At 64.2% G+C, this 24,658-nt stretch carries 32 protein-coding genes and 1 riboswitch; of the genes, 5 read left to right on the top strand and 27 right to left on the bottom strand.

All coding sequences use genetic code 11. From position 1 onward, the window contains the following. Window positions 1-44: 44 nt before the first annotated feature. Window positions 45-938, bottom strand: a complete 894-nt coding sequence (locus tag AQZ49_RS01920) for a LysR family transcriptional regulator (RefSeq protein ID WP_067612007.1) — start codon at window positions 936-938, stop codon at window positions 45-47. Between the two features lie 103 nt (window positions 939-1,041). Between AQZ49_RS01920 and AQZ49_RS01915 the strand changes: the two genes are divergently transcribed. Beyond that, window positions 1,042-2,652: a GMC family oxidoreductase gene (locus AQZ49_RS01915; RefSeq protein WP_067612003.1), complete on the top strand. Its 1,611-nt coding sequence runs from the start codon at window positions 1,042-1,044 to the stop codon at window positions 2,650-2,652. An 11-nt stretch (window positions 2,653-2,663) separates the two neighbouring features. Continuing rightward, entirely contained in the window at window positions 2,664-3,770 is a 1,107-nt protein-coding gene (locus tag AQZ49_RS01910) for a mandelate racemase/muconate lactonizing enzyme family protein (RefSeq protein ID WP_067612000.1), read from the top strand. A gap of 25 nt (window positions 3,771-3,795) precedes the next feature. Here the strand turns inward: AQZ49_RS01910 and AQZ49_RS01905 are convergent, their stop codons facing one another. Continuing rightward, window positions 3,796-5,718: a TonB-dependent receptor plug domain-containing protein gene (locus AQZ49_RS01905; RefSeq protein WP_156428080.1), complete on the bottom strand. Its 1,923-nt coding sequence runs from the start codon at window positions 5,716-5,718 to the stop codon at window positions 3,796-3,798. Window positions 5,719-5,903: 185 nt separating this feature from the next. Then, window positions 5,904-6,093, bottom strand: a riboswitch (cobalamin riboswitch). A gap of 117 nt (window positions 6,094-6,210) precedes the next feature. Between AQZ49_RS01905 and AQZ49_RS01900 the strand changes: the two genes are divergently transcribed. From AQZ49_RS01900 to AQZ49_RS01890, 3 genes are all read left to right on the top strand, one after another. After that, window positions 6,211-7,734 carry a sensor histidine kinase gene (locus AQZ49_RS01900; RefSeq protein ID WP_082701256.1) on the top strand — a complete coding sequence of 508 codons (1,524 nt, stop codon included), beginning with the start codon at window positions 6,211-6,213 and terminating at the stop codon, window positions 7,732-7,734. Between the two features lie 179 nt (window positions 7,735-7,913). Beyond that, the gene (locus AQZ49_RS01895) at window positions 7,914-8,543 is read left to right on the top strand and encodes a response regulator transcription factor (protein ID WP_067611990.1); all 630 of its coding nucleotides are present in this window, start codon (window positions 7,914-7,916) and stop codon (window positions 8,541-8,543) included. 110 nt (window positions 8,544-8,653) lie between these two features. Next, window positions 8,654-11,548, top strand: a complete 2,895-nt coding sequence (locus AQZ49_RS01890) for a sensor histidine kinase (protein WP_156428079.1) — start codon at window positions 8,654-8,656, stop codon at window positions 11,546-11,548. Window positions 11,549-11,693: 145 nt separating this feature from the next. Here the strand turns inward: AQZ49_RS01890 and AQZ49_RS01885 are convergent, their stop codons facing one another. From AQZ49_RS01885 to AQZ49_RS21670, 25 genes are all read right to left on the bottom strand, one after another. Beyond that, on the bottom strand, window positions 11,694-11,885 hold the full coding sequence (locus AQZ49_RS01885; protein WP_067611984.1) for a helix-turn-helix transcriptional regulator: 192 nt from the start codon (window positions 11,883-11,885) through the stop codon (window positions 11,694-11,696). After that, window positions 11,882-12,457: a hypothetical protein gene (locus tag AQZ49_RS01880; protein WP_067611981.1), complete on the bottom strand. Its 576-nt coding sequence runs from the start codon at window positions 12,455-12,457 to the stop codon at window positions 11,882-11,884. The genes AQZ49_RS01885 and AQZ49_RS01880 overlap by 4 nt, the downstream gene beginning before the upstream one ends. Before the next feature lie 51 nt (window positions 12,458-12,508). Next, on the bottom strand, window positions 12,509-14,080 hold the full coding sequence (locus AQZ49_RS01875) for an AAA family ATPase (protein ID WP_082701255.1): 1,572 nt from the start codon (window positions 14,078-14,080) through the stop codon (window positions 12,509-12,511). Next, window positions 14,077-14,601, bottom strand: coding sequence for a DUF1643 domain-containing protein (locus AQZ49_RS01870; protein WP_067611975.1), 525 nt, complete (start codon window positions 14,599-14,601; stop codon window positions 14,077-14,079). The genes AQZ49_RS01875 and AQZ49_RS01870 overlap by 4 nt, the downstream gene beginning before the upstream one ends. After that, entirely contained in the window at window positions 14,598-15,275 is a 678-nt protein-coding gene (locus AQZ49_RS01865; protein WP_067611972.1) for a hypothetical protein, read from the bottom strand. Before AQZ49_RS01865 ends, AQZ49_RS01870 begins: the two co-directional genes overlap by 4 nt. Further along, the gene (locus AQZ49_RS01860; protein WP_156428078.1) at window positions 15,272-15,538 is read right to left on the bottom strand and encodes a hypothetical protein; all 267 of its coding nucleotides are present in this window, start codon (window positions 15,536-15,538) and stop codon (window positions 15,272-15,274) included. Before AQZ49_RS01860 ends, AQZ49_RS01865 begins: the two co-directional genes overlap by 4 nt. Then, the gene (locus AQZ49_RS01855; RefSeq protein ID WP_067611966.1) at window positions 15,535-15,915 is read right to left on the bottom strand and encodes a hypothetical protein; all 381 of its coding nucleotides are present in this window, start codon (window positions 15,913-15,915) and stop codon (window positions 15,535-15,537) included. The genes AQZ49_RS01860 and AQZ49_RS01855 overlap by 4 nt, the downstream gene beginning before the upstream one ends. Beyond that, on the bottom strand, window positions 15,912-16,421 hold the full coding sequence (locus AQZ49_RS01850; protein ID WP_067611962.1) for a hypothetical protein: 510 nt from the start codon (window positions 16,419-16,421) through the stop codon (window positions 15,912-15,914). The genes AQZ49_RS01855 and AQZ49_RS01850 overlap by 4 nt, the downstream gene beginning before the upstream one ends. Continuing rightward, a complete protein-coding gene (locus AQZ49_RS01845) occupies window positions 16,418-16,849 on the bottom strand; it encodes a hypothetical protein (RefSeq protein ID WP_067611960.1) in 432 nt (143 codons plus the stop codon). Before AQZ49_RS01845 ends, AQZ49_RS01850 begins: the two co-directional genes overlap by 4 nt. Next, a complete protein-coding gene (locus AQZ49_RS01840) occupies window positions 16,846-17,694 on the bottom strand; it encodes a DUF6551 family protein (protein WP_156428077.1) in 849 nt (282 codons plus the stop codon). Before AQZ49_RS01840 ends, AQZ49_RS01845 begins: the two co-directional genes overlap by 4 nt. Further along, entirely contained in the window at window positions 17,691-18,236 is a 546-nt protein-coding gene (locus tag AQZ49_RS01835) for a hypothetical protein (protein WP_067611954.1), read from the bottom strand. The genes AQZ49_RS01840 and AQZ49_RS01835 overlap by 4 nt, the downstream gene beginning before the upstream one ends. Next, window positions 18,233-18,643: a hypothetical protein gene (locus tag AQZ49_RS01830; protein WP_156428076.1), complete on the bottom strand. Its 411-nt coding sequence runs from the start codon at window positions 18,641-18,643 to the stop codon at window positions 18,233-18,235. The genes AQZ49_RS01835 and AQZ49_RS01830 overlap by 4 nt, the downstream gene beginning before the upstream one ends. After that, on the bottom strand, window positions 18,636-19,277 hold the full coding sequence (locus AQZ49_RS22690) for a J domain-containing protein (protein WP_067611948.1): 642 nt from the start codon (window positions 19,275-19,277) through the stop codon (window positions 18,636-18,638). The genes AQZ49_RS01830 and AQZ49_RS22690 overlap by 8 nt, the downstream gene beginning before the upstream one ends. After that, window positions 19,274-19,489: a hypothetical protein gene (locus tag AQZ49_RS01820; RefSeq protein ID WP_067611945.1), complete on the bottom strand. Its 216-nt coding sequence runs from the start codon at window positions 19,487-19,489 to the stop codon at window positions 19,274-19,276. Before AQZ49_RS01820 ends, AQZ49_RS22690 begins: the two co-directional genes overlap by 4 nt. After that, window positions 19,482-20,702, bottom strand: coding sequence for a phage Gp37/Gp68 family protein (locus AQZ49_RS01815; protein ID WP_067611942.1), 1,221 nt, complete (start codon window positions 20,700-20,702; stop codon window positions 19,482-19,484). Before AQZ49_RS01815 ends, AQZ49_RS01820 begins: the two co-directional genes overlap by 8 nt. Further along, entirely contained in the window at window positions 20,695-20,916 is a 222-nt protein-coding gene (locus AQZ49_RS01810) for a hypothetical protein (RefSeq protein ID WP_067611939.1), read from the bottom strand. The genes AQZ49_RS01815 and AQZ49_RS01810 overlap by 8 nt, the downstream gene beginning before the upstream one ends. After that, a complete protein-coding gene (locus AQZ49_RS01805) occupies window positions 20,909-21,172 on the bottom strand; it encodes a hypothetical protein (RefSeq protein WP_067611936.1) in 264 nt (87 codons plus the stop codon). The genes AQZ49_RS01810 and AQZ49_RS01805 overlap by 8 nt, the downstream gene beginning before the upstream one ends. Window positions 21,173-21,175: 3 nt before the next feature. Beyond that, window positions 21,176-21,325 (bottom strand): hypothetical protein, encoded by a 150-nt coding sequence (locus tag AQZ49_RS22055; RefSeq protein ID WP_156428075.1) that lies wholly within the window; start codon window positions 21,323-21,325, stop codon window positions 21,176-21,178. Further along, complete coding sequence (locus tag AQZ49_RS01800; RefSeq protein WP_067611933.1) at window positions 21,325-21,630, bottom strand: hypothetical protein; 306 nt, start codon at window positions 21,628-21,630, stop codon at window positions 21,325-21,327. Before AQZ49_RS01800 ends, AQZ49_RS22055 begins: the two co-directional genes overlap by 1 nt. After that, the gene (locus tag AQZ49_RS01795) at window positions 21,627-22,091 is read right to left on the bottom strand and encodes a hypothetical protein (RefSeq protein WP_067611930.1); all 465 of its coding nucleotides are present in this window, start codon (window positions 22,089-22,091) and stop codon (window positions 21,627-21,629) included. Before AQZ49_RS01795 ends, AQZ49_RS01800 begins: the two co-directional genes overlap by 4 nt. A 1-nt stretch (window position 22,092) precedes the next feature. Continuing rightward, window positions 22,093-22,458 (bottom strand): hypothetical protein, encoded by a 366-nt coding sequence (locus AQZ49_RS01790; RefSeq protein WP_067611927.1) that lies wholly within the window; start codon window positions 22,456-22,458, stop codon window positions 22,093-22,095. After that, entirely contained in the window at window positions 22,458-22,694 is a 237-nt protein-coding gene (locus AQZ49_RS01785) for a DUF2312 domain-containing protein (RefSeq protein WP_067611924.1), read from the bottom strand. Before AQZ49_RS01785 ends, AQZ49_RS01790 begins: the two co-directional genes overlap by 1 nt. 394 nt (window positions 22,695-23,088) lie before the next feature. After that, window positions 23,089-23,541, bottom strand: coding sequence for a hypothetical protein (locus AQZ49_RS01775; RefSeq protein ID WP_067611918.1), 453 nt, complete (start codon window positions 23,539-23,541; stop codon window positions 23,089-23,091). Window positions 23,542-23,743: 202 nt separating this feature from the next. Beyond that, window positions 23,744-24,232 (bottom strand): hypothetical protein, encoded by a 489-nt coding sequence (locus AQZ49_RS01770; RefSeq protein ID WP_156428074.1) that lies wholly within the window; start codon window positions 24,230-24,232, stop codon window positions 23,744-23,746. Window positions 24,233-24,329: 97 nt separating this feature from the next. Next, window positions 24,330-24,647, bottom strand: coding sequence for a transcriptional regulator (locus tag AQZ49_RS21670; RefSeq protein WP_082701254.1), 318 nt, complete (start codon window positions 24,645-24,647; stop codon window positions 24,330-24,332). Between the last annotated feature and the right edge of the window lie 11 nt (window positions 24,648-24,658).

Genomic DNA, 24,658 nt, shown 5'->3' with positions numbered 1-24,658 from the left:
TAGAAGGGTATCACGCGATCGCATCCGGCAGTGCCCCGCCAGGGTCATCGCTGGTCCGTCTGCGCCCTGATCCAATCGCGCAGCACGAGCACTTCGGGCCGGGTGATGTGGCTGGTGCGCGGGATACAGATGTAATGCCGCTGTTCGTGCCGCAGCGCGATGCCGCCGGGGTGGACCACCAGCCCGCGTTCCAGATGCAGATGGCACAACTGGGCATCGATGATCGCCGAGCCGGCCCCTGCGGCCACCAGTTCCAGCGCAATGGCCGACGTGTCGACGGTGATACCGGCCTGCATCTCCTGTTCGGGCCAGCCGAGCTGCACCGCCAGTTTGCGCCACAGGTTCTCCATCCCCAGGATATGGATCGGGGCCTGTCTCGCCAGCGCGTACAGCGCCGTCGATGTATCACCAACCATGGCGTTGCCCGGTGGGCAGAGCGGGTAGGAAATGCCTTCGCTCAACGCGATGGCGTCGTAATCAGGCCACAGCCCGCTGCCATAGCGCACTTCGAGATCGACATGCGTGGCATCGGCATCATCGCTCCACACCGGCGTCTGGACCTGAACCGACACCCCGGGATAGGCCTGCGCAAAGCGGTGAAGGATGCGCGGCAGGCGCAGGCTCGCAAAACTGGCGACACAGCGCAGCGTGATCGTGCGGCCACTATGGATGCCAAACAGGGCCACGGTGCCTGCGGCGAAATCGTCGAGCAGTCCGGTGACAATCGGCGCGTAATCACGCCCGATCGGGGTCAGGGCAATGCCCCGCGCCATGCGCTTGAACAGGGCAAAGCCAAGCTGGGCCTCCAGGTGTCGGATATGCTGGCCGACCGCGGCCGGGGTCAGGCCCAGTTCGTCGGCGGCACGGGCAAAGCTGCGATGCCGGGCACAGGCTTCGAACGTGCGGACCCACGGCAAGTGGGGAAACGAGGTGGTCATGCATTTCCCTAAACCAGATTGACGCCTTGAATGCGGTTTATATTGTTTGAGCGATGGTGTCCAAAGTGCAAGCCTGGGCATGGCTCGCAGGAAAGGGTGCCGCTTGGACTTGTTCGATTTCATCGTCGTCGGGGCGGGATCTGCCGGTTGCGTGCTGGCGGATCGGCTGTCGCAGGGGCAGGGGGGCACGGTGCTGGTGCTCGAAGCCGGGGGCACCGATCGCCGGTTCTGGATCCGCACCCCGATCGGGTATGGCAAGACGTTTGACGATCCGCGCGTCAACTGGAAATTCCGCTCAGAACCCGATCCTGCCACGATGGGACGGCGGGCCTATTATCCGCGCGGCAAAGTGCTCGGCGGGTCCAGTTCGATCAACGCCATGGTCTATTGCCGCGGTTTGCCAGGCGATTACGACGATTGGGGCGCGGCCGGCAATCCGGACTGGAACGCGCAGAGCGCCTGGGCGGCGTTTGCCGCGCTCGAACGGCACAAGGCGGGCGACGGCATGACCAGCGGCACCGGGCCGCTGTGGGTCGAACAGCGCCATGCCGATCATCATCCGGTCACCCGCCATTTCATCGAGGCTGCGCGTCAGGCCGGATTTGCAGTGACCGATGATCTCAACGTCGTGCCCTGCGAAGGCGTCGCGCCTTATGCCATCAACACCCACAACGGGCGCCGCTGGTCCAGCGCGAGCGCGTTTCTGCGCCCCGCGATGCAGCGGCGCAATCTGGTGCTGCGCACCGGGGTGTTGATCGACCGGGTACTGATCGAGCAGGGCCGGGCGGTCGGCGTGCGCTATCTGCGGCGCGGCGTGTGGCACGAGGTGCGCGTGCGGCGTGAAGTCATCCTGTGCGCGGGTGCGGTTGGATCGCCCGCCATCCTGATGCGATCAGGGATCGGGCCCGGGCCCGTGCTGGCCGGTGCCGGCGTGCCGGTGCGCGTTGAAAACACGTCGGTCGGCGCGCATCTGCAGGATCATCTGGGCGTCGATTATCACTACAAGGCGAACCGGCCGACATTGAACAATCAACTGGGCACGCTGGCCGGACAGATCGCGGCGGGCTTGCGCTATGTGTTCAACCGGCGTGGGCCGCTTGGCCTCAGCATGAACCAGATCGGCGGTCTGGTGCGCAGCGACCGGGCCACCGGGCGTCCCGATGTGCAGCTCTATTTCAACCCGATCAGCTATTCGCGCGCGGTTTCCGGCAAGAAGGAACTGACCCGGCCCGATCCGTGGCCCGGCTTCATCATCGGCTTCAACGCCTGCCGCCCGACCTCGACCGGGCACGTGATGATCGTCTCGGCCGATGCGATGGTGCCACCGCGTATCGAACCGCGCTATCTGTCAACCGACCAGGACCGCGCCGACGTAATTTCCGCTGCACGCGTAATCGAACGGATCGGCGCCACACCGGCGATCGCCGCGATCACGCTGGCCCCGCATGGCTTCAATCCGCAAGGGGCCACCGATTATGCCATCCTGCAGGATTTTCGCGAGCGCAGCGGCACGGTGCACCACCTGTGCGGCACTTGCCGGATGGCGCCGCCTGATCGCGGCGGGGTGGTCGATGCCGCGCTGCGGGTGCATGGGGTGGCGGGGTTGCGCGTGATCGATGCCTCGGTGTTTCCCAACATCACCTCTGCCAACACCCATGCGCCCACGGTGATGACCGCGTGGCGCGGGGCCGATATGATCCTTTCTTCGCTTTGAGGGAGTGCGCCATGACGGCGATTACGCGGCTGGAAACTTTTGCGACACCCGATGTGGCGATGGTGCGGGTGACCACCGCCGATGGCGCCATCGGGTGGGGCCAGACATCGACGTACAATGCGGACATCACCGCACAAGTCTTTCACCGTCAGATTGCGCCGTGGGTGCTGGGCCGCGATGCGCTCGATATCGAGGGCGCGGTGCGGCTGGTCGAAGAGCGCGAGCACAAGTTTCCCGGATCATACCGTTGCCGCGCGCTGGCCGGGCTCGATACCGCACTGTGGGACTGGCGTGGTCGGCGGCTGGGTGTGCCGGTCGCCACGTTGCTGGGCGGGGGCCCGCGCAAATTGCGCGCCTATGCCTCGTCGATGAAGCGCGACATCACCCCGCATGACGAAGCGCGGCGGTTGCAGCATTTGCGCGATACCCAGGGGTTTGACGCGTTCAAATGGCGGGTCGGTGCCGAATGCGGGCGCGATATCGACGAATGGCCGGGGCGTACCGAGGAAATTGTGCCGGTGGTCGCCCGCGCACTGGGCCCCGACGTGGCCAAGCTGGTCGATGGCAACAGCGGCTTCAGCCCCGCGCGCGCAATCGCGGTGGGGCGCCTGCTCGAACAGGAAGGCATTGTGCATTTCGAGGAACCGTGCCCCTATTGGGAACTCGAACAGACCGCGCAAGTGACTGCCGCGCTTGATCTGGATGTCACCGGCGGCGAACAGGACTGTGATCTGAACGTGTGGAAACGCATGCTCGATTTGGCCGCGGTCGATATCGTGCAGCCCGACGTGATGTACATGGGCGGGATCTGCCGCACGCTCAAAGTGGTCGAACTGGCGCAGGCCGCCGGGGTTCCCGTCACCCCTCATTCGGCCAACTTGTCGCTCGTCACGATGTGCACCGCGCATCTGCTGACGGCGATCCCCAATGCGGGCAAGTACCTGGAACTGTCGATCGAGCGCGAGGACTATTACCCCTGGCAATATGGCCTGTTCCGCAACGATCCGTTTCGCGTCGAAGACGGCTGCATCACAGTGTCCGACGAACCGGGCTGGGGCGTCGAGGTGTCGCCCGAATGGCTGGCCCGCGCGCAATACCAGGTAACCGAACGCGATTGACCGGTCCTGCGCGCGGGCGGGACTGCTAGAAGTGGCTGCGGATGCCGAAATAGGCGGTGCGGCCCAGACTGTTATAGCCATAGGCTGTCTGGTAGTGGACATCGCCGATGTTTTCGATCCGGCCAAACAGCGTCAGTCCCGATGCCAGTTTCCATTCGGCCCGCCAGTCGACCAGCGTATAGCCCCCCAGCGTGAACGGATAGGCGCCGTCCACCGACGAACCCGAGGTGCGCACGGCCACACTGGTGGTCACCCCGAACGGCAATTCATAACCGAGCGAGCCGTTGAACAAGTGACGCGGCACGCGCGGCAACTGGTCACCATACGTCACCGAACCGGGGGTGCGATCCTCGTTGACGACAATGCTGTAATTGGCATCGACGAGGACGTGGGCAAAGTGGGCCGATCCGGTCAGTTCCAGCCCGCGCCCCTGCGCCACATCGACATTGGCGTAATAGCCATAGAAGTTGATGCTGCACGCCGCCGGTGTGGTCGGCGTGATGGTCAAGGGACAAAAGGCGAATTCGATCAGGTTGTTGGTGTGGCGTTCCCACCAGGTCGCGCCCAGTTGCACCGCCTTGCCGAACAGCGACCGCTGCACGCCGACTTCCCAGCCACGGGCGCGTTCGGGTTGCAGGTTGGGATTGCCGTAATCGCTGTAGAGTTGATAGAGCGACGGCGCCTTGTACCCTTCGTCATAGCTGGCGCGCAGCACTGTCGTGCCTGCATCGGGGGTATAGGCCGCGCCGGTGCTGAACACCGTGTTGCCGCCGAATTGCGACTGGTGATCATAGCGCACCCCGCCGTTGAGCGTCAGGCCGGTAAACGGCGTCACCCGTGCTTCGCCATAGACGCTGTTGGTGGTGGCCTGTTCGGGGAACAGTTCATAAGGCTGGATCGCGTCATAGGGCGAACCCACGCGCATATGTTCCTCTTCGCGTTCGGCGCCAAACACCAGATCGACGCCTTTGGCTGCATTGAACGTACCCTGGTATTCATACCGGCGCGTCCGGCCGTGGCCGACAAAGGTCAACGCCGGGCTGGCATCATAGACGGGGTTGGCGGGGTCGATATCCTCGTTGTCGGTCTGGTCCTGCATGACCGACAGGCGGTTCTTGAAACGCCCGTCGAGCAAGGCGAAATTGAGCCCGACATAGACCGACCATTGCTTGGTCAGCCCGTAATCACCGGGATAGATGCCGGTCGGCACCGAATAGGCATCGGAATAGCTGTTGCGCGCGCTGTCCCAGTATCCGCGCACGTCGAGCGAGACATCGGGGGCCAGGTGGAACGTGGTGGTCGCGCTGGCGGCCTGGCGGCTATAGCCATTGGGCACCGTGCCGCCTGCCAGCGTGGGGATGCCCTGGGTCGAAAAGGCGGTTCCCGACACGCGCCAGTCAACCAGCGACGACGTGCCGCCCAGCCCGGCGTGGGCATCGACGGTCTGGTTCGATCCGCCTTCGACCGAAATATCCGCCTGCAACGGGCGTGTCGGCGCAACCGTGGTCACGTTGACAATCCCGCCGATGGCGTCCGATCCCCACAGGATCGATTGCGGCCCGCGCAGGATTTCCACGCGCGCGATGTCGTCGGCAAACAGTTGCGAGAAATCGAACCCGCCGTCGGTCGCAGTGGGGTCGGCCACGCGCATGCCATCGATCACCACCACGGTCTGGCTGGGATCGGCGCCGCGAATGCGCAGGCTGGTCGATTCGCCATAGCCACCGTTGCGCGCCAGGCTGAGGCTGGGGGTGGTCACCAGCACATCGCTAAGGGCCAGCGGTTGCGCGCGTTCGAGCGCGGTCTGGTCGAGCACGGTCACGCTTGAAGGCACCTGGTCGGAATCGACCGGGGTGCGCAATGCCGAAACGATGATCGTGTCGCTGTCGTCGGCAGCGCGCGCCATCGCAGGCAGGCCGAGCGTGGCCAGTGTGGCGAGGGCAGTCATGGTCTTGCAATTCATTCGGGTATCCCCTTGCACAGTCAACAAGACCCCGCAAAGCCCGGCCTTGCGACAGGGGTTGCGCCGATGGACCAGCCACGCGGCAACACCCCCACGCAGGCAAAGCCCACGGAGCCAAAGCTGTCGCTCGTCAGGGAAACCCCCGCTCGCCCCGAACACCCCTGTCGGCACGAAGAACGACCACGACAGGCAGGTCTCCTGGCTCACGGGTCAAGGCCTATCCGGCGCCTTCTCGGAACGGATGTTCCAATGGCGAAATGGCCGGTCGGCTCACCGCTTACAGTTGCAGGGGCAGCCCGGGATTTCCACCCAAGTTCCCTTTTGATCCCCTTGCGGGAAACCTGTCGCAGTCCGCCGCTTAAGCGGCGGGGCGCGCGTTGACAAGGGGCAGCGCCGATGCCGCGGCCACACGAACGGGTGAAGCATTCACACCCGATCGGGGGATGTCGAAATTCTGCGATGGAATAGTCTGTCGGCATGTTCTTTACGCTGGAAAATCAACCGCGATTTGACAGCGCGGAGCCTGCAGAGCCGCGCCCTGCAGAGAGCTGGCGCCAACGCGCAAGGCACCTTGCGGGCTGGTTTGCGGTTTGCGCATGTCTGTGCGTGAGCGAAGGCATGATTTTCACCGGCAGGGCCGGTGGTCTGCCAACAGCGATCGCGCAAGGGGTGGTCCACCTTTGCATTCTGGTCGCCTTGGCCACCCTGCTGTGCCGCATACAGGCCAGACGGGCCACGCTGGAACAGAGCGAACGGCACTATCGGCTGATCTTCGACACGCTGTCGGTCGCGATATTGGAGCACGATTTTTCGGCGGTGGCCGCCCGGATCGCCCAGCTTCGCAAAGGGGGTGTTTCCGACATCCGGAATCATGTCGGCAATCATCCCGAATTCGTCGCCGCGATGCGCAAGCTGGTCAAAATAACCGATATGAATGCGGCGGCCCTGGCGATGCTGGGGGTCGGCAGCAAGGCCGAATTCCTGGCCAGAATGTGTGGGTTTTTCAGCGAAACCGACGACAGCTTTTCCGAATGTATCATCGCCATTGGGGAGCGACGTCCGCTGTTCCAGGTGGAAACGCACGTGCTTCCGATCCACGGGCCACCGAGGCAGGTTGTCGTGGCCTTTGGCCTGGGCCCGGACATCTCGCTCGACCGGGTTCCAGGCAGCCTGCTCGACGTGTCCCATCGGCGCGCGCTGGAGCGGCAACTGCTTCAAAAGCGGGACCAGCTTGCCCATGCCGAACGGACCGGGGCCCTTGCGGCGATGTCGGCCATGATTGCCCACGAACTGAACCAGCCGATGGCTGCCATTCAAAGCTATGCCGATGCCGCACGACGCTGGATGTCGCGCAATCCGCCAGACTTGCGTGAAACGTCGCTGGCATTGGCGGGCATTGTCGAAGGCGTCGATCATGCGCGAACTGTCATGGAGCGCGTTCGCGCGCTGGTCGGGAGTTCCCGGATCGACCTTGCCGAAGTCGAACTGGACGGCGTGCTGCTGACCACCGTCGCCCTGATGCGGTGCGAGGCGGCTGAAACAGGCACGCGGCTGGTCATGATCCCGACCACCGGGGACACCCTGAGCGTGATGGGCGATCGCATTCTTCTCAAACAGATCTTCGTAAACCTGATCACCAACGCCATTCATGCGATGCTGAACAGTCCGCCAGAGCAGCGGATGGTGACACTGTCCCTCGAAAGGCGCGACGACAGCGCGCTGGTGACGGTAGCCGATCAGGGTCCCGGGTGGGACGAACTGGACAGTGGCAAGGAATTCGACACCTTTTTCACCACCAAGAAAAACGGCATGGGCCTGGGACTGCATATCTGCAGAACAGCGGTCGAATGCCATGGCGGCACGCTGTCCCGGCGCAACGCAGAGTGGGGGGGCGCAATTGTCGAAATCTCCATCCCGCTCTCCCCGTTCCATCAACGAACCGGCCCGGCCGCCGATTCGGTCAAAGACAGCCACAAGTCGCCATTTTTGTTTGGCGTTTGACCGGCCCGGCAGGCTGCCGGGCCACGATTGCGGCATGTCATTGCGGGTGGTCCGGGAATACCGACGTGTGATAGGCCCGATCCCGGCGGGCACGGTTGCACCGCAAACACGTTTGTGGCGTGGCACAAGTACACCAATGCGCATGGTCTTCATGCAGGGACGTTTGATCAAGGCCAGTCATGACCAGCACCCGTACTATCCGTGTTCTCATCGTGGACGATCATCCCCTGCTGCGTGAAGGGGTACGGGCCGTTATCGAAAACCAGCCCGATTTGACGATCGTTGCCGAGGCAGAGACCGGCGAACAAGCGCTTGACCTGTTTGACGCGCACCGGCCCGATATCGTCCTGATGGACCTGCAGATGCCGGGCATGGGCGGTGTGGCCGCAATCCAGGCGCTGCGCCGCGCCGATCCGGCATGCCGGATCATCGTCCTGACGACCTATTCCGGCGACGCGCAGGCGATCAGGGCGTTGCATGCAGGGGCAACCGGTTATCTTCTCAAAAGCAGTCTGCGCAAGGAACTGCTCGATACGATCCGGACTGTCCACGCAGGAGGCAAGCACTTGTCTGCAGACGTGGCGACGGGCATTGCCTTTCACATGGCCGAAGATCTGTTGTCCGGTCGTGAAGCCGAAGTGCTGACCCTGGCAGCCGCCGGAAACTCCAACAAGCAGATCGCCGGCCGGCTCAATCTGTCTGAAGACACCATCAAGGGCTACATGAAGGTGATCTATGCCAAGCTGGGCGCAGCGGACCGAACCCATGCGGTCACCATCGCGGCGCGGCGCGGGATGATCGAGCTTTGAAGGATCGCGCTTTTACCGGGCGCCGCCTTGGCGATCATGTTGCGGCCTTGATACGACCTTTGGCGAAATCCGCCGTGGCGGCCGGATTTTTGGCCTGCCTTGGCCTGTCCATGCCCGGGCGGGCAGAAATCACCCCGGAACTGCCTGGCCGGGAGGCGCATCATTGGCGCGCGGATACGGGCGCCTCAACCGATATCCGTGCCATCGCCCAGACACCCGATGGCTATCTCTGGCTGGGCACGGCCAGCGGACTCTACCGGTTTGACGGGATCAGCTTCGAACACATCGTGCCATCGACGTACAACCGCCGGCAGTCGAGCCTGATCACGGCACTTGCCGTTGCCGCTGACGGGGCACTGTGGGTTGGGCACGATTTTGGCGGGTTGTCGGTTTGGCGCAATGGCAGGCTGACGGACCTGCCTCCCGAGATACAGTCCAAAGGCGCGGTCATGGCGATTGCCACGGCGCCCAATGGTGATGTGTGGGTGGCCTGTCTTGGCAGCATGGGCCAGCAGTTGCGGCAGTATTCCCGTGGCCAGGTGCATGTTCACGATACGAACGACTGGCTAAAGCCCGAAAGCATCGATCACCTGTTGGTGGCGCACGACGGATCCTTGTGGATTTCGCAAGCGGTGTCGGTGTTGCATGTGCCCAATGGCGCGGCGCGGCCGGAGGTCGTGGCAACAAAGCCGGTCTTCACCTCAAGTCTGGTCGAAGACGACCATGGGCAGGTATGGTTTGCCGGTCGTGACGGGCTGCATAGCCTTACGGGGCGCCCGGCTCGAATCCCGATACCTGACACGCCACTGCGTCCTGGGGTGTTCCAGCACGGGCAGGCGCTGTTCAGCGATGGCCGAGTGCTGTTTGCCGGGTATCGTGACGGGCTAATGGCCGTTCCGGTGCAACGCGCCGGACCGGTGATGCACATTCCCGAGCGGGCCGCCACCGTGATGCGCGATCGCGAAGGCACGATCTGGACCGGCGGGCCCGATGGTTTGACCCGCTTTGGCCGCACCGTATTGGTGCGCCCGGCGCTGCCCGGTACACCGATCACCGGTTTTGCCCTCGGCGGGAACCCGACCATGCCCCTTGCCGTCGCAACCGACAGCGGAGTGTTCGCGATCGGCAAGGGCGAGGTGCGCCCCATCCTCACAGTGCCCGGCATCACCGCGTTGTGTGCCGGGCAAAGCGGCGAAGTGCTGGTCGAAACCGAAAAGGGCGACCGTTTGCTGCGCGGTGCGAACTGGCAATCCATCGCCAAGCCATTCCCCCTGATCAGCGCAAATGCCTGCGCGATCGGTCGCGATGGCCGGGCGTGGAGCGTGATCGGCAATGCTGCGCTCTATCAACTCAACGGTTCGCGATGGCAGGCCCAGGCGGACTTGCCGCCGAGCCAGTTCATCGTGTCCGATCAGGTGTCAGGGGCACAAGGCGGCATCTATGCCAACGAGCCGCTCCACGCGGTGTTGCATATTGCCGACCACAAGGTGGTGCCGATCTGGCAGGGAGACGATATTGCGGTCGGCTTTGTCCGGTTGATCAAGGTCATCGGCGGACACACTTATATCGGAGGCCAGATGGGCCTGGCCCGCACCGAGGGCAACCGGATCATCGCGATCGAGGCGCGCAATCACCCGTGGCTGACCGGGCTGACCGGTGTGACGCTCGGTCCGTCAGATGCCTGGCTGATCACGTCGGCCGGCATCGTCAGAATTTCACGCCCCGATTTCGAGGCCGCCTTTCGCCATCCCCATCAACCGATCCCCCATCGTTTGCTGGGGGCAGCGCAGAACGTGCACGCCCGCAGTTCTGTCTATTGGTCGGCCAACGATGCGGAAGTCGATGCTGCCGGGCAACCCTGGTTTGTAACCGACCAGGGCCTGGTCGGCGTTGATCTTGCCGCAAATGCGGTGAACCCGATGCCCCCACCCGTGTTGATCCGGGGTCTGCAGGCGGGCGGTGTCACCTACATCGGCAGCCGGGCGGAATTGCCCGCAGGCACCAACCGTATCGCGTTCGAATTCGCCGCGCTCAGCCTGACCGATCCATTGCACAACCGCTACCGGTATCGGCTTGAAGGCGTAGACGGCGATTGGGTGGAACCGGGCATTACCGGCGACGGCGCGAGGCAAGAGGCGACATATACCCAGTTGCGGCCCGGCACTTATCGCTTTCACGTGATCGCAGCGAATGGCGATGGGGTCTGGAACCAGACGGGCGCCACCATGGCCGTCACCATCGCCGCCTATTACTGGCAGACGTGGTGGTTTGCAGGCGTGCTGGCAATCGCCGCGTCGGGGGCCCTGGTGGCCGTCTTCAACTGGCGTGCACGCGTCACGTCAGCAGCGCTGCGCCAGCGGCTGGCAGACCGGATGGCGGTGCGCGAACACATCGCGCGCGAACTGCATGATACTCTGCTCCAAGGGTTTTATGGACTGACCTTGCGCTTTCAGTCGATCAAGGAGCGTTTGCCGCAGGGCCATTCCACCATTGCCGACATGGAAAAGGCGCTCGATCGTGCCGACGATGTCCTGCTTGAAGGGCGCGAACGGGTCCGCATGTTGCGACAAGAGAGCGGCCCGCTCGATCTGGTCGCGCATGTGTCCGATCTGACGCCGGTGATCCTGGGCGATGATCTGCCCTGGACCTTGACCGTGAAGGGCGTGCCCGCCCCGCTCTGGGCCGAAGCAGCGCATGAAATCGGGCGCATAGTGCGCGAGGCCCTGTGCAACATCGTGCGCCATGCGCGTGCCGGACACGTCGGCATCACCATCGACTTCACGCGCGATCCCATCCAGATCGACATCGCCGACGATGGAACGGGACTGCCGGATCCGGTGCGAAGGTCTGGCAGCGCCGAAGGCCACTATGGATTGATCGGCATGCGAGAGCGAGCAAAGGGCCTGGGTGGTAGCCTTGAGATCAGCAACGTCGCCCCCCATGGCACGCGCGTCAGGCTTTCGGTCCCCAGGCAGATCGTTCACCGCGCTTTGGACGACGGGTAACGCGTGACGGACGCCGCATCCAAGTCCTCTTAAATCAAAGTGCCTTGGCGGACAGGGTGGGATTCTGATTGCATTGGATTTGTCCCGTATTTGCGTCGATTTTTGGGATTTTGTTTCGGAAAGTGCCCCCTTGCGTGCCCCTTGATTAGGGGTGCGTCAGAGGTCTCGTTGCCTTCCAGGCGTCGATTTCGGCGGCGGGCCAGGCGACGGCGCGGCGACCGATTCGGCGTGGGCGCGGAAACACGCCTTCGTTCATCAGACGATAGATCGAGGCGCGGCTTAGGCCGGTTTCGCGCTCGACTTCGGGGCGGCGCAGCAGGGGGCTGATCGATGTCATGGCTGCGACGCCAGAATTCGGATGATTTCCCGAGCAGTCGCCCAGGCGGTCGCCGCATCCATCAAGACGCGCTCTTCTATCTCGTTCGCTTTCCGCTCGATGGTGCGGCAGTAGCGCACCAATTCCAGCAGCGCCCGCCCATTGAGTGAGGCGGACTTTGCAGTAGTTTCGGCGAGCAAGCGGTCAAAAATCGGCTTAACGTCCGCGTATTGCGGTTCTTCTAGTGAGGGGAGCGCCGGGGTATCATCCGAGGCATTTGGGCCTGCTTGGCCTAGAACTTCTCGATCTCGATCGGCCGGCTGGGCTGCGGAATTCCTGGACTGTTTTGGATTGAGTTCTTTGGCGAGAACGGGCGTATATCTGACATTTAGGTTCAGCCGATGCGCCGCTTCGGCCAACGCGCAATCTGCGTCGGGGCTGTCGCAGTCCAATACCATTGCCGCATAGGGCAGCAGGAACGCGATGAGTTTGTGGCAGTCCTCGAGCGCCTCGTGCGCGTCCCCCATATGATCGATGGTATCCATCGTGAAACTGCCGTCTTCGGCGACGATATGTGCGAAGCTGCCTGCCATCTCTGTTCCCAATCTTCGGATTACGCGCGGTCTATGCGGTTGCGGCGAACCTCAGCCTGGTTCGGGGGGGGGGGCGGTGAAGTCCGGTTTTGCTGCGGGCTGGGTGCCGACGAGATCGCGCTTGAATTCCTCAAGCGCGAAGCTGTGGTCGAGGGTGCGGTTTTCTTCGAAGAGGTCGTTCACGCTGCGCAGGACGTCGGCGACTGTGACACCGCGCGCGATGCCATCGGCCTTGTCGCGGGCGAACGCGTGGCGCTTGGCGCGCGCCGGGATCGAGGCGGCCATGGCGCCGCTGATGATGTGTTCGAGCAGAAAGTGCTTGTGGCCGACCTTCTGAATGTCGAGGCCGGCGTCGCTGAGATTGATGCCGATCGTCTGCAGGTCGGCGATGACCTTGAAGGGATCGAACAGCGCTTCGCAGGCGGCGACAACCAGATCATCGAGCGAATCGTCGGCACCCAGCAGAATGCCGCCGAAATTCTTGCGCAGGATCGCCTCGATCGCGTCGGCGCCGGGGCGTTTGACGGTGATCTTAAAATCGCAGCGGCCATCGCGCAGCACGGCCTGGTCAATGACTTCGGGCCGGTTGGTGGCGAGCAGGACGAAGGCGCCGCTTTCCTGCATGCCGTCCATTTCGGCGAGGAACGTCGCGACCTGCGATTCCTCCCAACTGGCGACGCGACGCACGCGGCCGGTGCGATCGGGCAGCAGCACGTCCGCCTCGTCCATGAACACCAGCAGCGGGTGGCCATGGTACGTCTGGTATTCGCGGGCGAACGTGAAGATCGCCTTGATGTAGCCTTCGGTGACGCCGACAAAGGGGCTTTGCAGTTCGCTTCCGGAAATCGAGATGAACTCGAATTCGCCATCGGCGGCGTAGAGCCGCTTCATTTCGCTGGCAGCGGCTCGGGCGAACATCGTTTTGCCGCAGCCAGGCGGTCCTGACAGCATCGCGCCCTTCGGCATCTTCATGCCATAGGCGGCATAAAGCTCCTTGTGCTTGACCGGCGCCTCGATCGCGTCGCGCAGGCCAGCGAGCGCCTCGGTATTGCCGACGATATCACCGAAGGCCTGCTGCGGGGCGGCGATCAGCCATTTTTCGACTTCTTCCCGCGCCTTCTTGTAGGATTCGGGCGGCGTGGCGGATTTGGTGGATGAGGTGCGTTTGGTCGACGATGTGGACGACCCGAACGGGCGGAAATCCGGACCGATTTCCATATCCATCCGCACAGTCGGCCATGGCGTAAAGCGTGATGACAAGAGATCCACCCTGTTCACCAAGACGTTCCGCTCGTTGAGAAGATCCGCGATCGCGCGAACAGCTTCCGAGGCATTGCCGCTGAAGGAACCGTCGGCGCGAACAGTGGTGGAGGCATTGCGCATCGGAGAATTTCCGGTCTGAGAGGATGAAGGGAACCCAAAGGAAGATGGCATCGGGCCGGGGCCGGGCCCGAGGCCGCGTCCCGCGGTATCCGGGTTGCACATCCAGCAATTGGGATCGCCGCAGCCGCGCAGTTGATGCGCCTCCTGGTCACGGCGATCCTGCTCGCGCCGGTCCTGCGGTCGGAGCATTTTGCCCCGGTAATTGGGGTCGTAGGGTGATCCGTATTTGTCCCAGCTCATGCAGCGGCCTTTGGTTGGTAGGGGATGGGTTGGAGATCGCGCGGGATGCGGTGTTTGCCGCGTGCAGCGGGGTGGATCGGGGCGCCGTGGGCGGTGTGGCCGAGGCAGATCAGCGGGATTTCGGGGCCCATGAATTCGTGGAAGCGCCGGGTATCGTGCAGGGATGCGTTGTTGCCCCAGGCCACGAGGATCGGCACTTTGTGCTCGAGCGCGTATTTGCGGGCGAGTTCCCAGAATTGAGGATTGAAGCCGCCGACGATGTCGACGCGGGCGCGCTGGGCGATCAGCAGATCGCGGGGCTTGCTGGCGCGCCAGGCGTTGAGGTTGATGACCTGCAGGCCGCCATAGCCCCACAACGTGGAGAACCATATCAGCGCCAGAATGGTCGGATCGTCGCGTTCCGCATCGGCAGTGCTGGGGTTGAGCATGCACACGACCAGGCGCGGCTTGGTGCTGTCCCATTCGCGGACCAGATCGTAGCGGTATTTTCCGCAGGCGCTGATTGCGGCGGTGCTGATCATGCCGCCGACCTCACAGCCAGAACATCGAGCAAAGATCCCCATTGGTCGACGATCGCCGTTGCCATGCCGGGATACGTCTCGCTGCGCGCGCGGGCGCGGTCTGCGCCATGGCTCCCCCATCCGCTATGCCGGTGAACCCGGCTCCAGCGCGCATGATCGGGTGTGCCTGGCTTTGGTGGGGTGAGGCGGTTGGTGGCAACCAGGCGCGGCAGGTTGATCAGCTCAAAGCCGGTGGCCTTGAAAAACGGATCGCCGAACCACCATGGCTGCACGAATTGGGTTACGCCCCGGCCCGTGGCAGCGATCGCGTGTTTGTGCATGACGGGGTTTTCCAGCGCACGCCGGGCGATGGCGCCGTTTTCGCGGCAGGCGCGATAGAACGCGGCGGCGCGGTCCAGATCGGCCCAGCGGCCTTCATCGCGGCCATTTGCCTTCTTGCCGCCAATGTAGAGCCAGCGGCCACCGCTGTTGCACAGGATCGTGCAGGGCGGGTGCATGACGCACAGCAGATCCCAGCCATCGTCCAGATGGTCGAGCAGGTTGCCGCGAATATGCCGGTTGCTGCCATCGTCGGCGGGTTCAAGATCGCATGACCATGCGTCGAACCCGCGATCGATGAAGGCGCGCCGCAGCACGCCGGATCGTTCGCAGCCGATCAGAACGCGCGCCGTCATGCCGCACCGCCTTTGGCGTCGAAAAAGCCGCAAGGGTCGTATGTGCGCTGGCCATCCTCTTCCATGCAGATATCGATATGAAGGGTGGCGATTTCGTGTGGGCTGTAGGCGCGGTCAAGCCACTGTTCAGCGGCCCATCGCGTTCCGAACTTGGCGACGTCGCATTCACCTTCGTATCCCGCGTTTTCGACCACAATGTATTTCACGCCAGTCACGCTGCTTGGCGCTACATCGCCTCGCATACCGTGTTGCGCCAGCTTCACAGCCGCGCCCCGCAGTGAGGGCAGCGGTCGTCATGATCGTCGTCGCCATCAAAGATATCGGCGGTGGAGCAGCTGCTGCATTCGCCGTTTTTCAGGGTGTGTGTCTCGTGGCAGGTGCTGCATGCGCCGAACGTCACATCATCGGCACCGCCGGCGAGGTAGAGAAAGGCGACGAGGTCTCGGCCGACCAGGGCATTGAGTTCGTAGCCGGCGACCGGGCCAAGCACTGCGCCATCCTCCAGGACGGCCATGAAATCGAACATGCGCGGGAATGTCGGCGCCGGATCAGGAAGGCGGGTGTAGCGATAGGCGTCGATGAAGGTTTCGAGTGACCAGTCGACGCCATCGGCGGCAACTTTGGTTTGGGCCAAGATCATGCGTGCACCTCACTGATCGGGTCGATCCAAGGCTCGTCAGGAATCGCCGAAGCCCCCGGCAGAGCGCGGTCGAGGGGGAATGAGCCGAGCTGGTTCAGGTAGCCGCGACAGAGGCGCAGCTTGCGGCGGATCGGGTTACCGCTGGCATCTTTGGGATAGCGAAAGCCGTCTTCGCTGGCGGGATCGACCGGGACGCCTTTGTGGCAATAGAAGCTGGCGCCGTGCCAGCCCAGTTGCGCGCGCAACTTGGCAAAGCTTTCCGGGTCGCATTGTTCGGGGCTGCCCTTGCGGAATGCGCAGTTGTTGCAGGGGTGCCGAAATGCGCCGAGCGGTTCGCGCGCCGGATCGAGCATCTCGGCCGGGTCGAACGGCTCCCAGATCGTCTGACAATTGACGCAGCAGCGCACATCGGCGCTGTAGAAATCATCGGGCGGCGTCAGGCCGTGCTCGGCCGGAGACAGCCATCTGCGCGAGCCGCATGACGGGCATTGATCGGCGCCCTTCATGCGAGACGCCGTGTGAAAATGTGCGACCAGTAATGGCCGTCGTCGTGCGGCGCGATCAGTCCACCGCCATCGGGATGCGGATCGAAAAGGCGCCCCTTGTAGATGACGCATTCGTGCAAAGTGCCGCGCGGTGAATATCCGGAGACAGTGACTGCACCTTCGCCGAATGACAGCCCGGACTGTGCGATCAGCACATCGAGATCTGGCCAGGGGATTTCGATAACGCACATGCCATGTGAAGCGAGCCATGCGTCGCGGCGGTTTGCCCATTCGCGATCGGGTGAATCGCGCTCTGGATCGCTGCAGAAATGCGGAACTTGGTCGCGTGGCACGCCGAGGCACATCGCGACGGCGGTGCGATAGCAATCGCCGTAGACGCCGCTTTCCGGATCGTGGCGGAAGCATTGGAGTTGCGGCTGAAACCTCATGCGGCCGCAACCCCATCTTCGGAGGCCGCCTCGAGATAGACCTCGATCAGCGCCTGCGCCGCCGCTGTCGGGCGGCCTATGCCCTTCTGCACGGCGGTTCGGTTGATTTCTTCGGCCCATTCGAGCTGGGTCAGGCCGCTGACCGTAACCTCCAGCAGATCGTCAGCGGCACGCGGCAGCTTAAGGTCGACGATTGTGGCGACGATCGCAGGGAAGATCGTGCCGGCAAAACGCAGCACTTCGCCACGATAGGCATTGGCCAGCACGGCCAGCGCGCGGGCGGTGATATCAGGCCCGGCCATCTTGTACGCCTTGCAAATGCCACCGATCGCCGCGATCTGCCCCGGCTTGAAGCACGCGTAATTGGTGTGGGGTGCAAGGGTCAGACCCGCGCCGGTAATCAGTGCAAGAATGTGATTGGCGGTGGTATCCCCCCCCCCGATGACTGCCCCCTTGAACAGATCGAGCCGGGTCAGCGGTTTGCGCTGCTGGTTGAGCGCAACAAAGGCATCCGCCTCATGCGAAACCAGGCGGAAATCATAGACGCTGCAGGGAAGGTCGCGGAGATCGCCACGCAGGCGCGCCGCCTCGAGCCGGTGCTGTCCGTCGACGACGTAGAGTTCGCCATCGGGCCGACGACTGACAACGAGCAACTGAAACAGCGACCAATCCCATTCTCGGGCGATTTTCTTGATCAGCGCGCGACTGGTCGGATTGTCGATCGAGCGCTGATAGCTGGGATCGACGCTGAGTTCGTCGACCGAGCAATTCATCGGCGCGGGTCGGCGCCCCCGGATCGGATTGAACTGGCCAGTGCGATTGGCTGGGGGAAGCGCACTCTTCATGCCACAGACCTTTCGACCTTTTGTGCCAGGGGCGCGGTGACGCAGCGGAAGGTGACGACCAGTGCGGCCGGGTTGTTGGCCCAGACGGGCGGGCGGATGGAGCGGACGGGGTCGACGAAGCCGCGCAGGGCGGTGTCCCAGGCGCGGGCGTATTGGTCGCGCGCGGTGAAGCCGGCGTTGGCGATTTCCTCGTCGGAGATTGTCTGCAGGGGCTCGGTGTGGACCGCGGTGACCACGAGGTGGGCGCGGTGCCAGGCCTTTGGCAGTTCGCGGGCGAAGCGGCGACGGCCGAGATCGGCAGTGGCATAGTCGGGCAGATCGGGGACGTCGACCGACCAGACCGGTACGGCGCCGCGATCGAGCGCCTGAAGCGGGCTGATGTGTTCGAACTGTTTGGCCAGGTGGAACTGTTCGCGGATCCACAGGCGATCGCCGGCGCTGCATTCGGCCAGCGCGCGGTTGGGGCGGCGCAAGCGGGTGCAGGTGCCGTCGATGACACGCTGGATCGTTGGGGCGATGATGGTGACGGGGCGATCGGTCATGCACTGGCTCCCAGTTGGGCCAAGAGATATGGCGGCGGTGGCGTTCCCCAACCCTGGGTCCGCATCTGTCGCTCAAACCGGAGCGGCCATGAGCGGTTGTGCTGAAGCCTGCGGCGAAGGCGGGAGAGTGCGGCGTCAAGTTCGTCGACGCGCTCAGCAATGCGAGGGTCGATCCAGTTGGCGCGGGCCCGTCGGAGCTGCTGGATTTCGGCAGCGCAGGCCGAGCGCTCCGCGTCGACCTGAGCGATCGACGCTTCAAGGAATCGGTCGTCCTTTTCGATCGGCGGATTCCCGGCGCCGGAGCAGGGCATTGCCCTGAAATAATGCGCGCGGATCAAGGCCATTACGGATAGGCCGAGCCTGCGGCCGCAAATCTGGCAACGGCCATGATGGGTCGCGTCAGCCATGGTCGCTCAGCTCCCTCAACGCCTCATCACGGGCCTGGTTGATTTCGGAGGCGGCGTGTTCGCTGCCGCCGGTGTCGGGGTGGTATTTGCGGATCAGTTCGCGGTGGGCGCGCAGGATTTCGCTGCGCGTCGCGCTCGGGTGCAGGACCAGCACTTGCCACCATGGGCGCAAAGCGGGCCGGGTGGCCTGCTGCGGGGGCAGGGCGACATAGCCGGTGAACGCCTGGTCGAGTGTGCCGACGCCCCAGCGCTCCATACCGCGCATCGCCTCGATATGTTTGGCGATCGCGGCGATGTTGTCGGCGGCGGACGTCCAGCGGTCGCAGGCGAGCACGATGTCCTGGCCGCGCAGGGTGAACCACAGCGCGGGGGGGGGGGGATCGACCGGATTGCCTTTGTCGCTGCGCGGACGTCCGTCGAGGCGCAGCTCGATGTTGGTCGACAGGACGGTGTTTTGCGCGCCGAGCGCATCGACCTCTTTCTGCAGGCGCTCGAACGCGGCGGCGACGCTCAGCGCGATTGTCTGGAGATACCGCCCGTTGTTTTTCTTCTGGTTGAAACTGGCGAATTTGCGTGCGCCGGGCGCGGTGCGCGGGCGACCTTCGGGCCAGTGGAGCGGATAGGCGGCAGTCATGGGCGCCTCGTGTGTTTGCAGCCGACGCCGGAGCGCACGCCGCACAGGCCGCAGGTGGTTTCGCCGGGCGCCGGCGGGGTGAAACCCGACGCCTGCGGCGACCGCGACAGGATGGTATTGCCGGTGGTCTTGCGCGCGGTGGCGAACCGCAGCGCGCGGTCGATCGCCTCGGCACGGGCGCTCTGGCGCAGTTGGTCGGCGCGGTCAGACATAGGCCATCGCCGGCATGCCGTTGTGTTCGACGCCGTCGAGAAAACGACCGGCTTCCCGCTTGCCAATCCGCACCGAGAAACCGCCACCGTTATCCCATTCGTGCCAAACCCCGGGCTTTTCGCCGCGTGAGCGGGTGTTCAAATCCCCGTCGGCATCCTTGGTGCCATACGGGAACCACTCGCCCCACTGCTTAAAGTGGAACGGCACCCCGGCGGCGGCGCACTGGTCGCGCAGCGTTCGAGCCCAATCGGGGTGCATCGGGCGGGCGCCGGGGCCGCTTTCGCCACCTGCAATTACCCAGTCGAGTCGAATGACTTCGCTGGTTATACTTGCCGGCATGCCGTCCTCATCGAATGGACCGTGCTCGGCGGTTGTCTGAACGGCCCGCTTCCAAGGGCATTGTTCGGCGCGAGGAATGCGATCGCTGGCGCAACGATTGCCGTACCCTTCACCATCATCACAGCCAACGCATGAATTTTCAGGATCCAGCCAAGATGTAAGATCAATGTCGCCCAACAGCGGCTCGCATGACAGGAACCGCACGGCTGCTGGCGTTTCCAGCAGGTCTGGGATGCGTTCGTCGGCGCGTGCCTGGTCCTCGACGCTGACGCCGAGCCAGACATTGGGCAGCGGCCAATTATCAAAAATTTGCTTGTCGGCAGCGCCGTATCGATCTGCGCTGCCAGACTTCAAAAAATGCTTCATGTCCGGGAAGCCACCGGACGTCTTCCGTCCGCCAAGCAGGCCGCCCAAACTGAGGTGGATGCAGGTCTGAACATCGTAGTCTTCTTCTGGCCAGCCTTGAGGATTACGATGCTTCTCAGTCATATATTTCCGCATCCGCGCCGATCGCTTGGTCAGGATCATGTGCGTGTGCTGCGGGGTCAGCGCGCAGACCGCGAAAACCCGGTCGATCCAGGCGTCGGGCACTGCCGGGTGGAACAGATCGCCATGTGCGTTCCAGAAGATCTGGCGGGAGCGTTTCCAGCGCAGGGGTTGCAGCAACGCGGCTTCGTGCAGGCGCACCTCGCCATTCCAGACCGGGCCGGCCTTTGTGTCGATCGTCAGACCTTCGCGTGTCGGGTGGTGCTTCATCCGCGTGCCGGCGAGGCGCATAGCGTAGCAATTGGTGCAGCCGGGCGAGACCACCGAGCAGCCGTTCACCGCGTTTACGGTGGCGTCGGCCCATTCGATCTTGGTGTTGTCAGCCATGGTCGGCATGCTCCGCCAGATGATCGGTGACGCGCTGTTGCCAGTGGTCGAAATCGGCGTCGTAGAGTTTCGCGGCCAAAGGCGTGGGCTCGACGCAGCCGATCAACGACAAGGCAGTTGAGCGTCTGCACTGTTCATCGATCGCCTGCGCGCGATGCGACAGCTCGATCGATTGTTCGAGCAGGGCGATGCAAGTGGGGCAGCGGTCAGCCACGGCAGGCCTCGATGGCAACGCGCTCGGCCGCGGCGAGCATCAGGGCGGCAGCGTGAATCAGGCGGCCGTGCTTGAAACTGGCACTTTCGGAGTTGCGGGCGTCAAACGCGCAGATGCGCGCCATCTCGATCAGGGTGTCGGTGTTGGTCTCGGCCCATATCCGCCCGCGCTGTTCGAGCAGATCGAGCGCGGCGTGTTGGGTGAAAGTGACGCCCTGGCGCAAGTCGTCGAGGCATTCGGGTTGGGCGGCGGCCATTGATCAGGCTCCTGCTTTGGCGATGGCTGAGGCAAGCAGCCAGGCGGCGAAAATGGCGCATTCGAACATCGCGCCGAACAGCAGCACTGCGAAAGCAGCGAGCAGCACCAGGGCGGCAAGCGCGTTGCAGGCGTGGGCGGCGGCCGGGCGCATCAGTGGCCGCACCAGCGCAGCAGGGCGCGGACCAGCACACCGATGATCGCGCCGGCGCCGAAAGGCAGCGCGACGCAGGCGATCACGAAATCGATGCGCGAGCGCGCGATCGTTTCGATCAGTTCGCGCTGGCGCGCCTCTTGCTCGCTGATGCGCTCGATCGGCAGGCGGTGGATGGTGGCGCCCCGATGCGCTTCGCCCGGATGGGGATGCGGCATCGGGGCGCTGTCCTGCCGTTGCGCCAGACCGGCAGGATCGCTGGGCGCGCGGTGCGACCCGATGGGCCCAGAACTGGTGGGGATCACGCGATCATCTCCTCGAGCATGCGGCCGCGACGCGGCAGGCGATAGCGTTGCTGTTCGACGGCAAGCCAGCGTGCGCGTTCTTCGACCATACGCGCCTGATCGGCCTCGATCCGCGCGGCGAGGTTTTCATCGCGCGACAGCGCGTCGCGCGCGGCGGTGTGTCGCGACACGCTGGCGGGTTTGCGCGCGTCGGCCGGGCGCTGGCGCCAGTGCGGTTCGGGAATGGGGCCGCCGGTTTCCTGGCCAGTGGCGAGGATCACCACCTTGCGCGTGCATTGGCCGCGATAGACGGCGATCAGGCCGTTGCGTTCGAGGCGCAGGATCACCTCGCTGACATGCGACGGCGAACGCATGCCGGCGCGATCGGCGATTTCCGGATTGGTCGGGCATTGTGCGCCGAGCGCGGCCGCGCGGACCAGTTCGGCCATGACGCGATCGTCAAAGATGGATGAGGCGGCCATGTCAGGCGTCCTCGCGCACGGGCTGACGGTTCAGCCAGGGGAGGAAATCAGCATCGGCGGCGCCGGTGCGGTCGGCCTGGGGAACGATCTTGCGGAAACACCGGGAGTCAAAACTGCCGGTATGGCTTTTCAGGCAGATCAAAATTATGCCGTCGACGCGTCGGCGATCTCCCATTCTGACAGCGGTGACAATGCGCCGTTCGCCATACTCAGGGCCGCTTTCCGGTTGTCCCGTTTCCGCGCAAATCCAATTCCCTGCGGCAACGCATTCGGCCAGATCGCCAGCGCGCCATGACTTATCCATGGCAATTGCGTCGGCCGGCGGCCGCCCGCGCAGGATGCGCGCAAAGAACGAGCGCGCGCCCATCAGGCCAACCCCAGCGCGTTTTTGTAGGTTTCGAGGATCGATTCCATCTCGCGCCGATCGTCGGGCTTCATCTTGCGCAGGCGGACGATCTGGCGGATGATTTTCGCGTCATAGCCGGTAGCCTTGGCCTCGGTGTAGACGTCGTTGATATCGTCGCTCAGACCCTTCCTTTCTTCCTCGAGGCGCTCGATGCGCTCGATCAGCAGGCGCAGGCGATCATCGGCAGAGTTGGACATCAGACTTGGCCTTTCGTGGCTGTGCAGCACGGGCGATCACGCCAGCGGATCCTTGTGGATGGGCGGCGGATTGTCGGACTGTTCGAAAAAGCGGCAGGCGGCGGCATCGTGCGGGATGCGCCGCGCGGACTTGTGCGAAATGCGATAGTGGCAGGGCGCGCGCTTAAGCTGGCCAGCGCGCTCCTTGTGCGATTTCGCATAGTGCGGGGGGGGGCAGGCACGCGATCGCCGTTGCGGTCGGTTTTGAACACGAACCACCACTTGCATTCGCGGCAGGTATTGGCCGCCGGGCCGGTGCCGGCAAGGTGCGCCTGGCCGATGAAGGTCTGGCGAAAGCGGGCGTCGAAATCGGCGCCGCACAAGTGCGCGCCGAACTGGACATGATCCGCGGCGCTCACAGCGCCACCTGCGCGCCCGGGCGGGCGATTGTGGCCACGCTGGCAAGCAGCGCGTCGAGCTGTTTGTTTTCACAGGCCGTGCACAGATCGGCCGTGTTGCACGACCAGGCGCAGGGGCCGTGGGCATCGAGGCAGGCCATCGTGTCGGTGCAGCCACATTCTGTGCAGATCCGGCGCGGCCAGCCAAAGCCCATGGCGCGCGCAGTGCACAGGCCGAAATAGACGACGGGCTGCAGCGGGATGACATTGGCCAGCAGGCCGATCTGGGGCTCGGTCAGCGGGGCGATATCGGCCTCGGCCGCGTGGAGGCGATCGGCCATGCGGTTGATTTCGCGGACCGAGGCCCGGCGCAGCGCCGAGGGCAGGCCGACAAGCGCCGATGCGGTGGCCAGCACGGACAGACCGGCGGCGCGGCGGCGCAATTGCAGATAGCGTCCTGGTCTGATCATGACAGTCATCCGGGCAGCAGAAAGCCGCGTCCGGAAGCGCGGTGCGCAACGCGGATGGCGGCAAGATGGTCGGAAAAGGTGGGGTGGAACGTGCCGGAATTTGGGCAACCGTTGTGACACGCGCGCCCCACCCCAAGGTGCCACCAGCGGCACCGGCAGGGTCAGTTGGGCGGCCCGGTCTGGTGGAGTGCGGTTTGCGGCGTCATGACGCGACCGCCTGTTCGGTCATGCTGCGCACCGGCAGAGCGCCCAGCATCAGGCGGGTGCGATTGAGCACCGCAATGGCTTCTTCGATTTCGCGCGTCGCCTCGGCGCGATCGCGCGCGGTGGCGCCGGGCTGGGCGGCCAGGACAACGGCGGCCTCTGCCTCGCTGCATTCCTTGATCAGCGTCACGGCATAGCGCGACAGCGCGATCTGGTCGGCGAAGAAATCGGTGCCGGCATGGTTCAGCTTTGCGGCATAGGCCTCAAAGATCGGCGCGCCATCGCCGCCGGCGGCGCGATAGGCTAGATCGAGCGCGATCGCATCCTCGATCGGCATGCGTTCGCGGCATTCGGGATCACCCCATTTGCGCACCAGGCGCTCATTGCGATCGACGATGCGCGCCATTTCGGCAAAGCCGCCGGGGATATGCCCGGCGATGCGCGCCAGCGCGGCGTCGACCGACAAGGGGGCGCGGCGCTTGGTCAAGGGCGACCTCCGCGCGTACCGGGCGCGGCGATAACGCATTCATTCCGGCGCATATTTTTGCGCGGCGCGCCAGTATCGCGCAGAGCCATGACGACGATCATGCGCGCAACCTTTCGGCAGGATCAGAGCCGGGCGTTTCGGGGGCATGGGAACCGCCCGGCTCTGCCGCCCCACCGTGGGGTTGGGACGAGGGGGGATTTTCGATGGGATAGATATCAGGGCGAAGGCGATGCCTGGAAACGCCGGTGTCCGCCTCAGTCGCAAGAACATGCTCGGCAGGGATGCGCTTCATTCGCTTGAGCCAATCATGGACCGTCGGCTGTGCGACGCCACGACGACGAGCAAACTCCGACTGCGTGCCGGTGATTTTGATCGCGTCTTCAAGCGCGATCCGCATGACATCAGAATCGTCCATGTGGGTTGGAT

Origin of the sequence: Novosphingobium sp. FSW06-99 (assembly GCF_001519065.1) — a bacterium.
Taxonomy (GTDB): domain Bacteria; phylum Pseudomonadota; class Alphaproteobacteria; order Sphingomonadales; family Sphingomonadaceae; genus Novosphingobium.
This window is presented reverse-complemented; position numbering and strand designations above follow the sequence as displayed.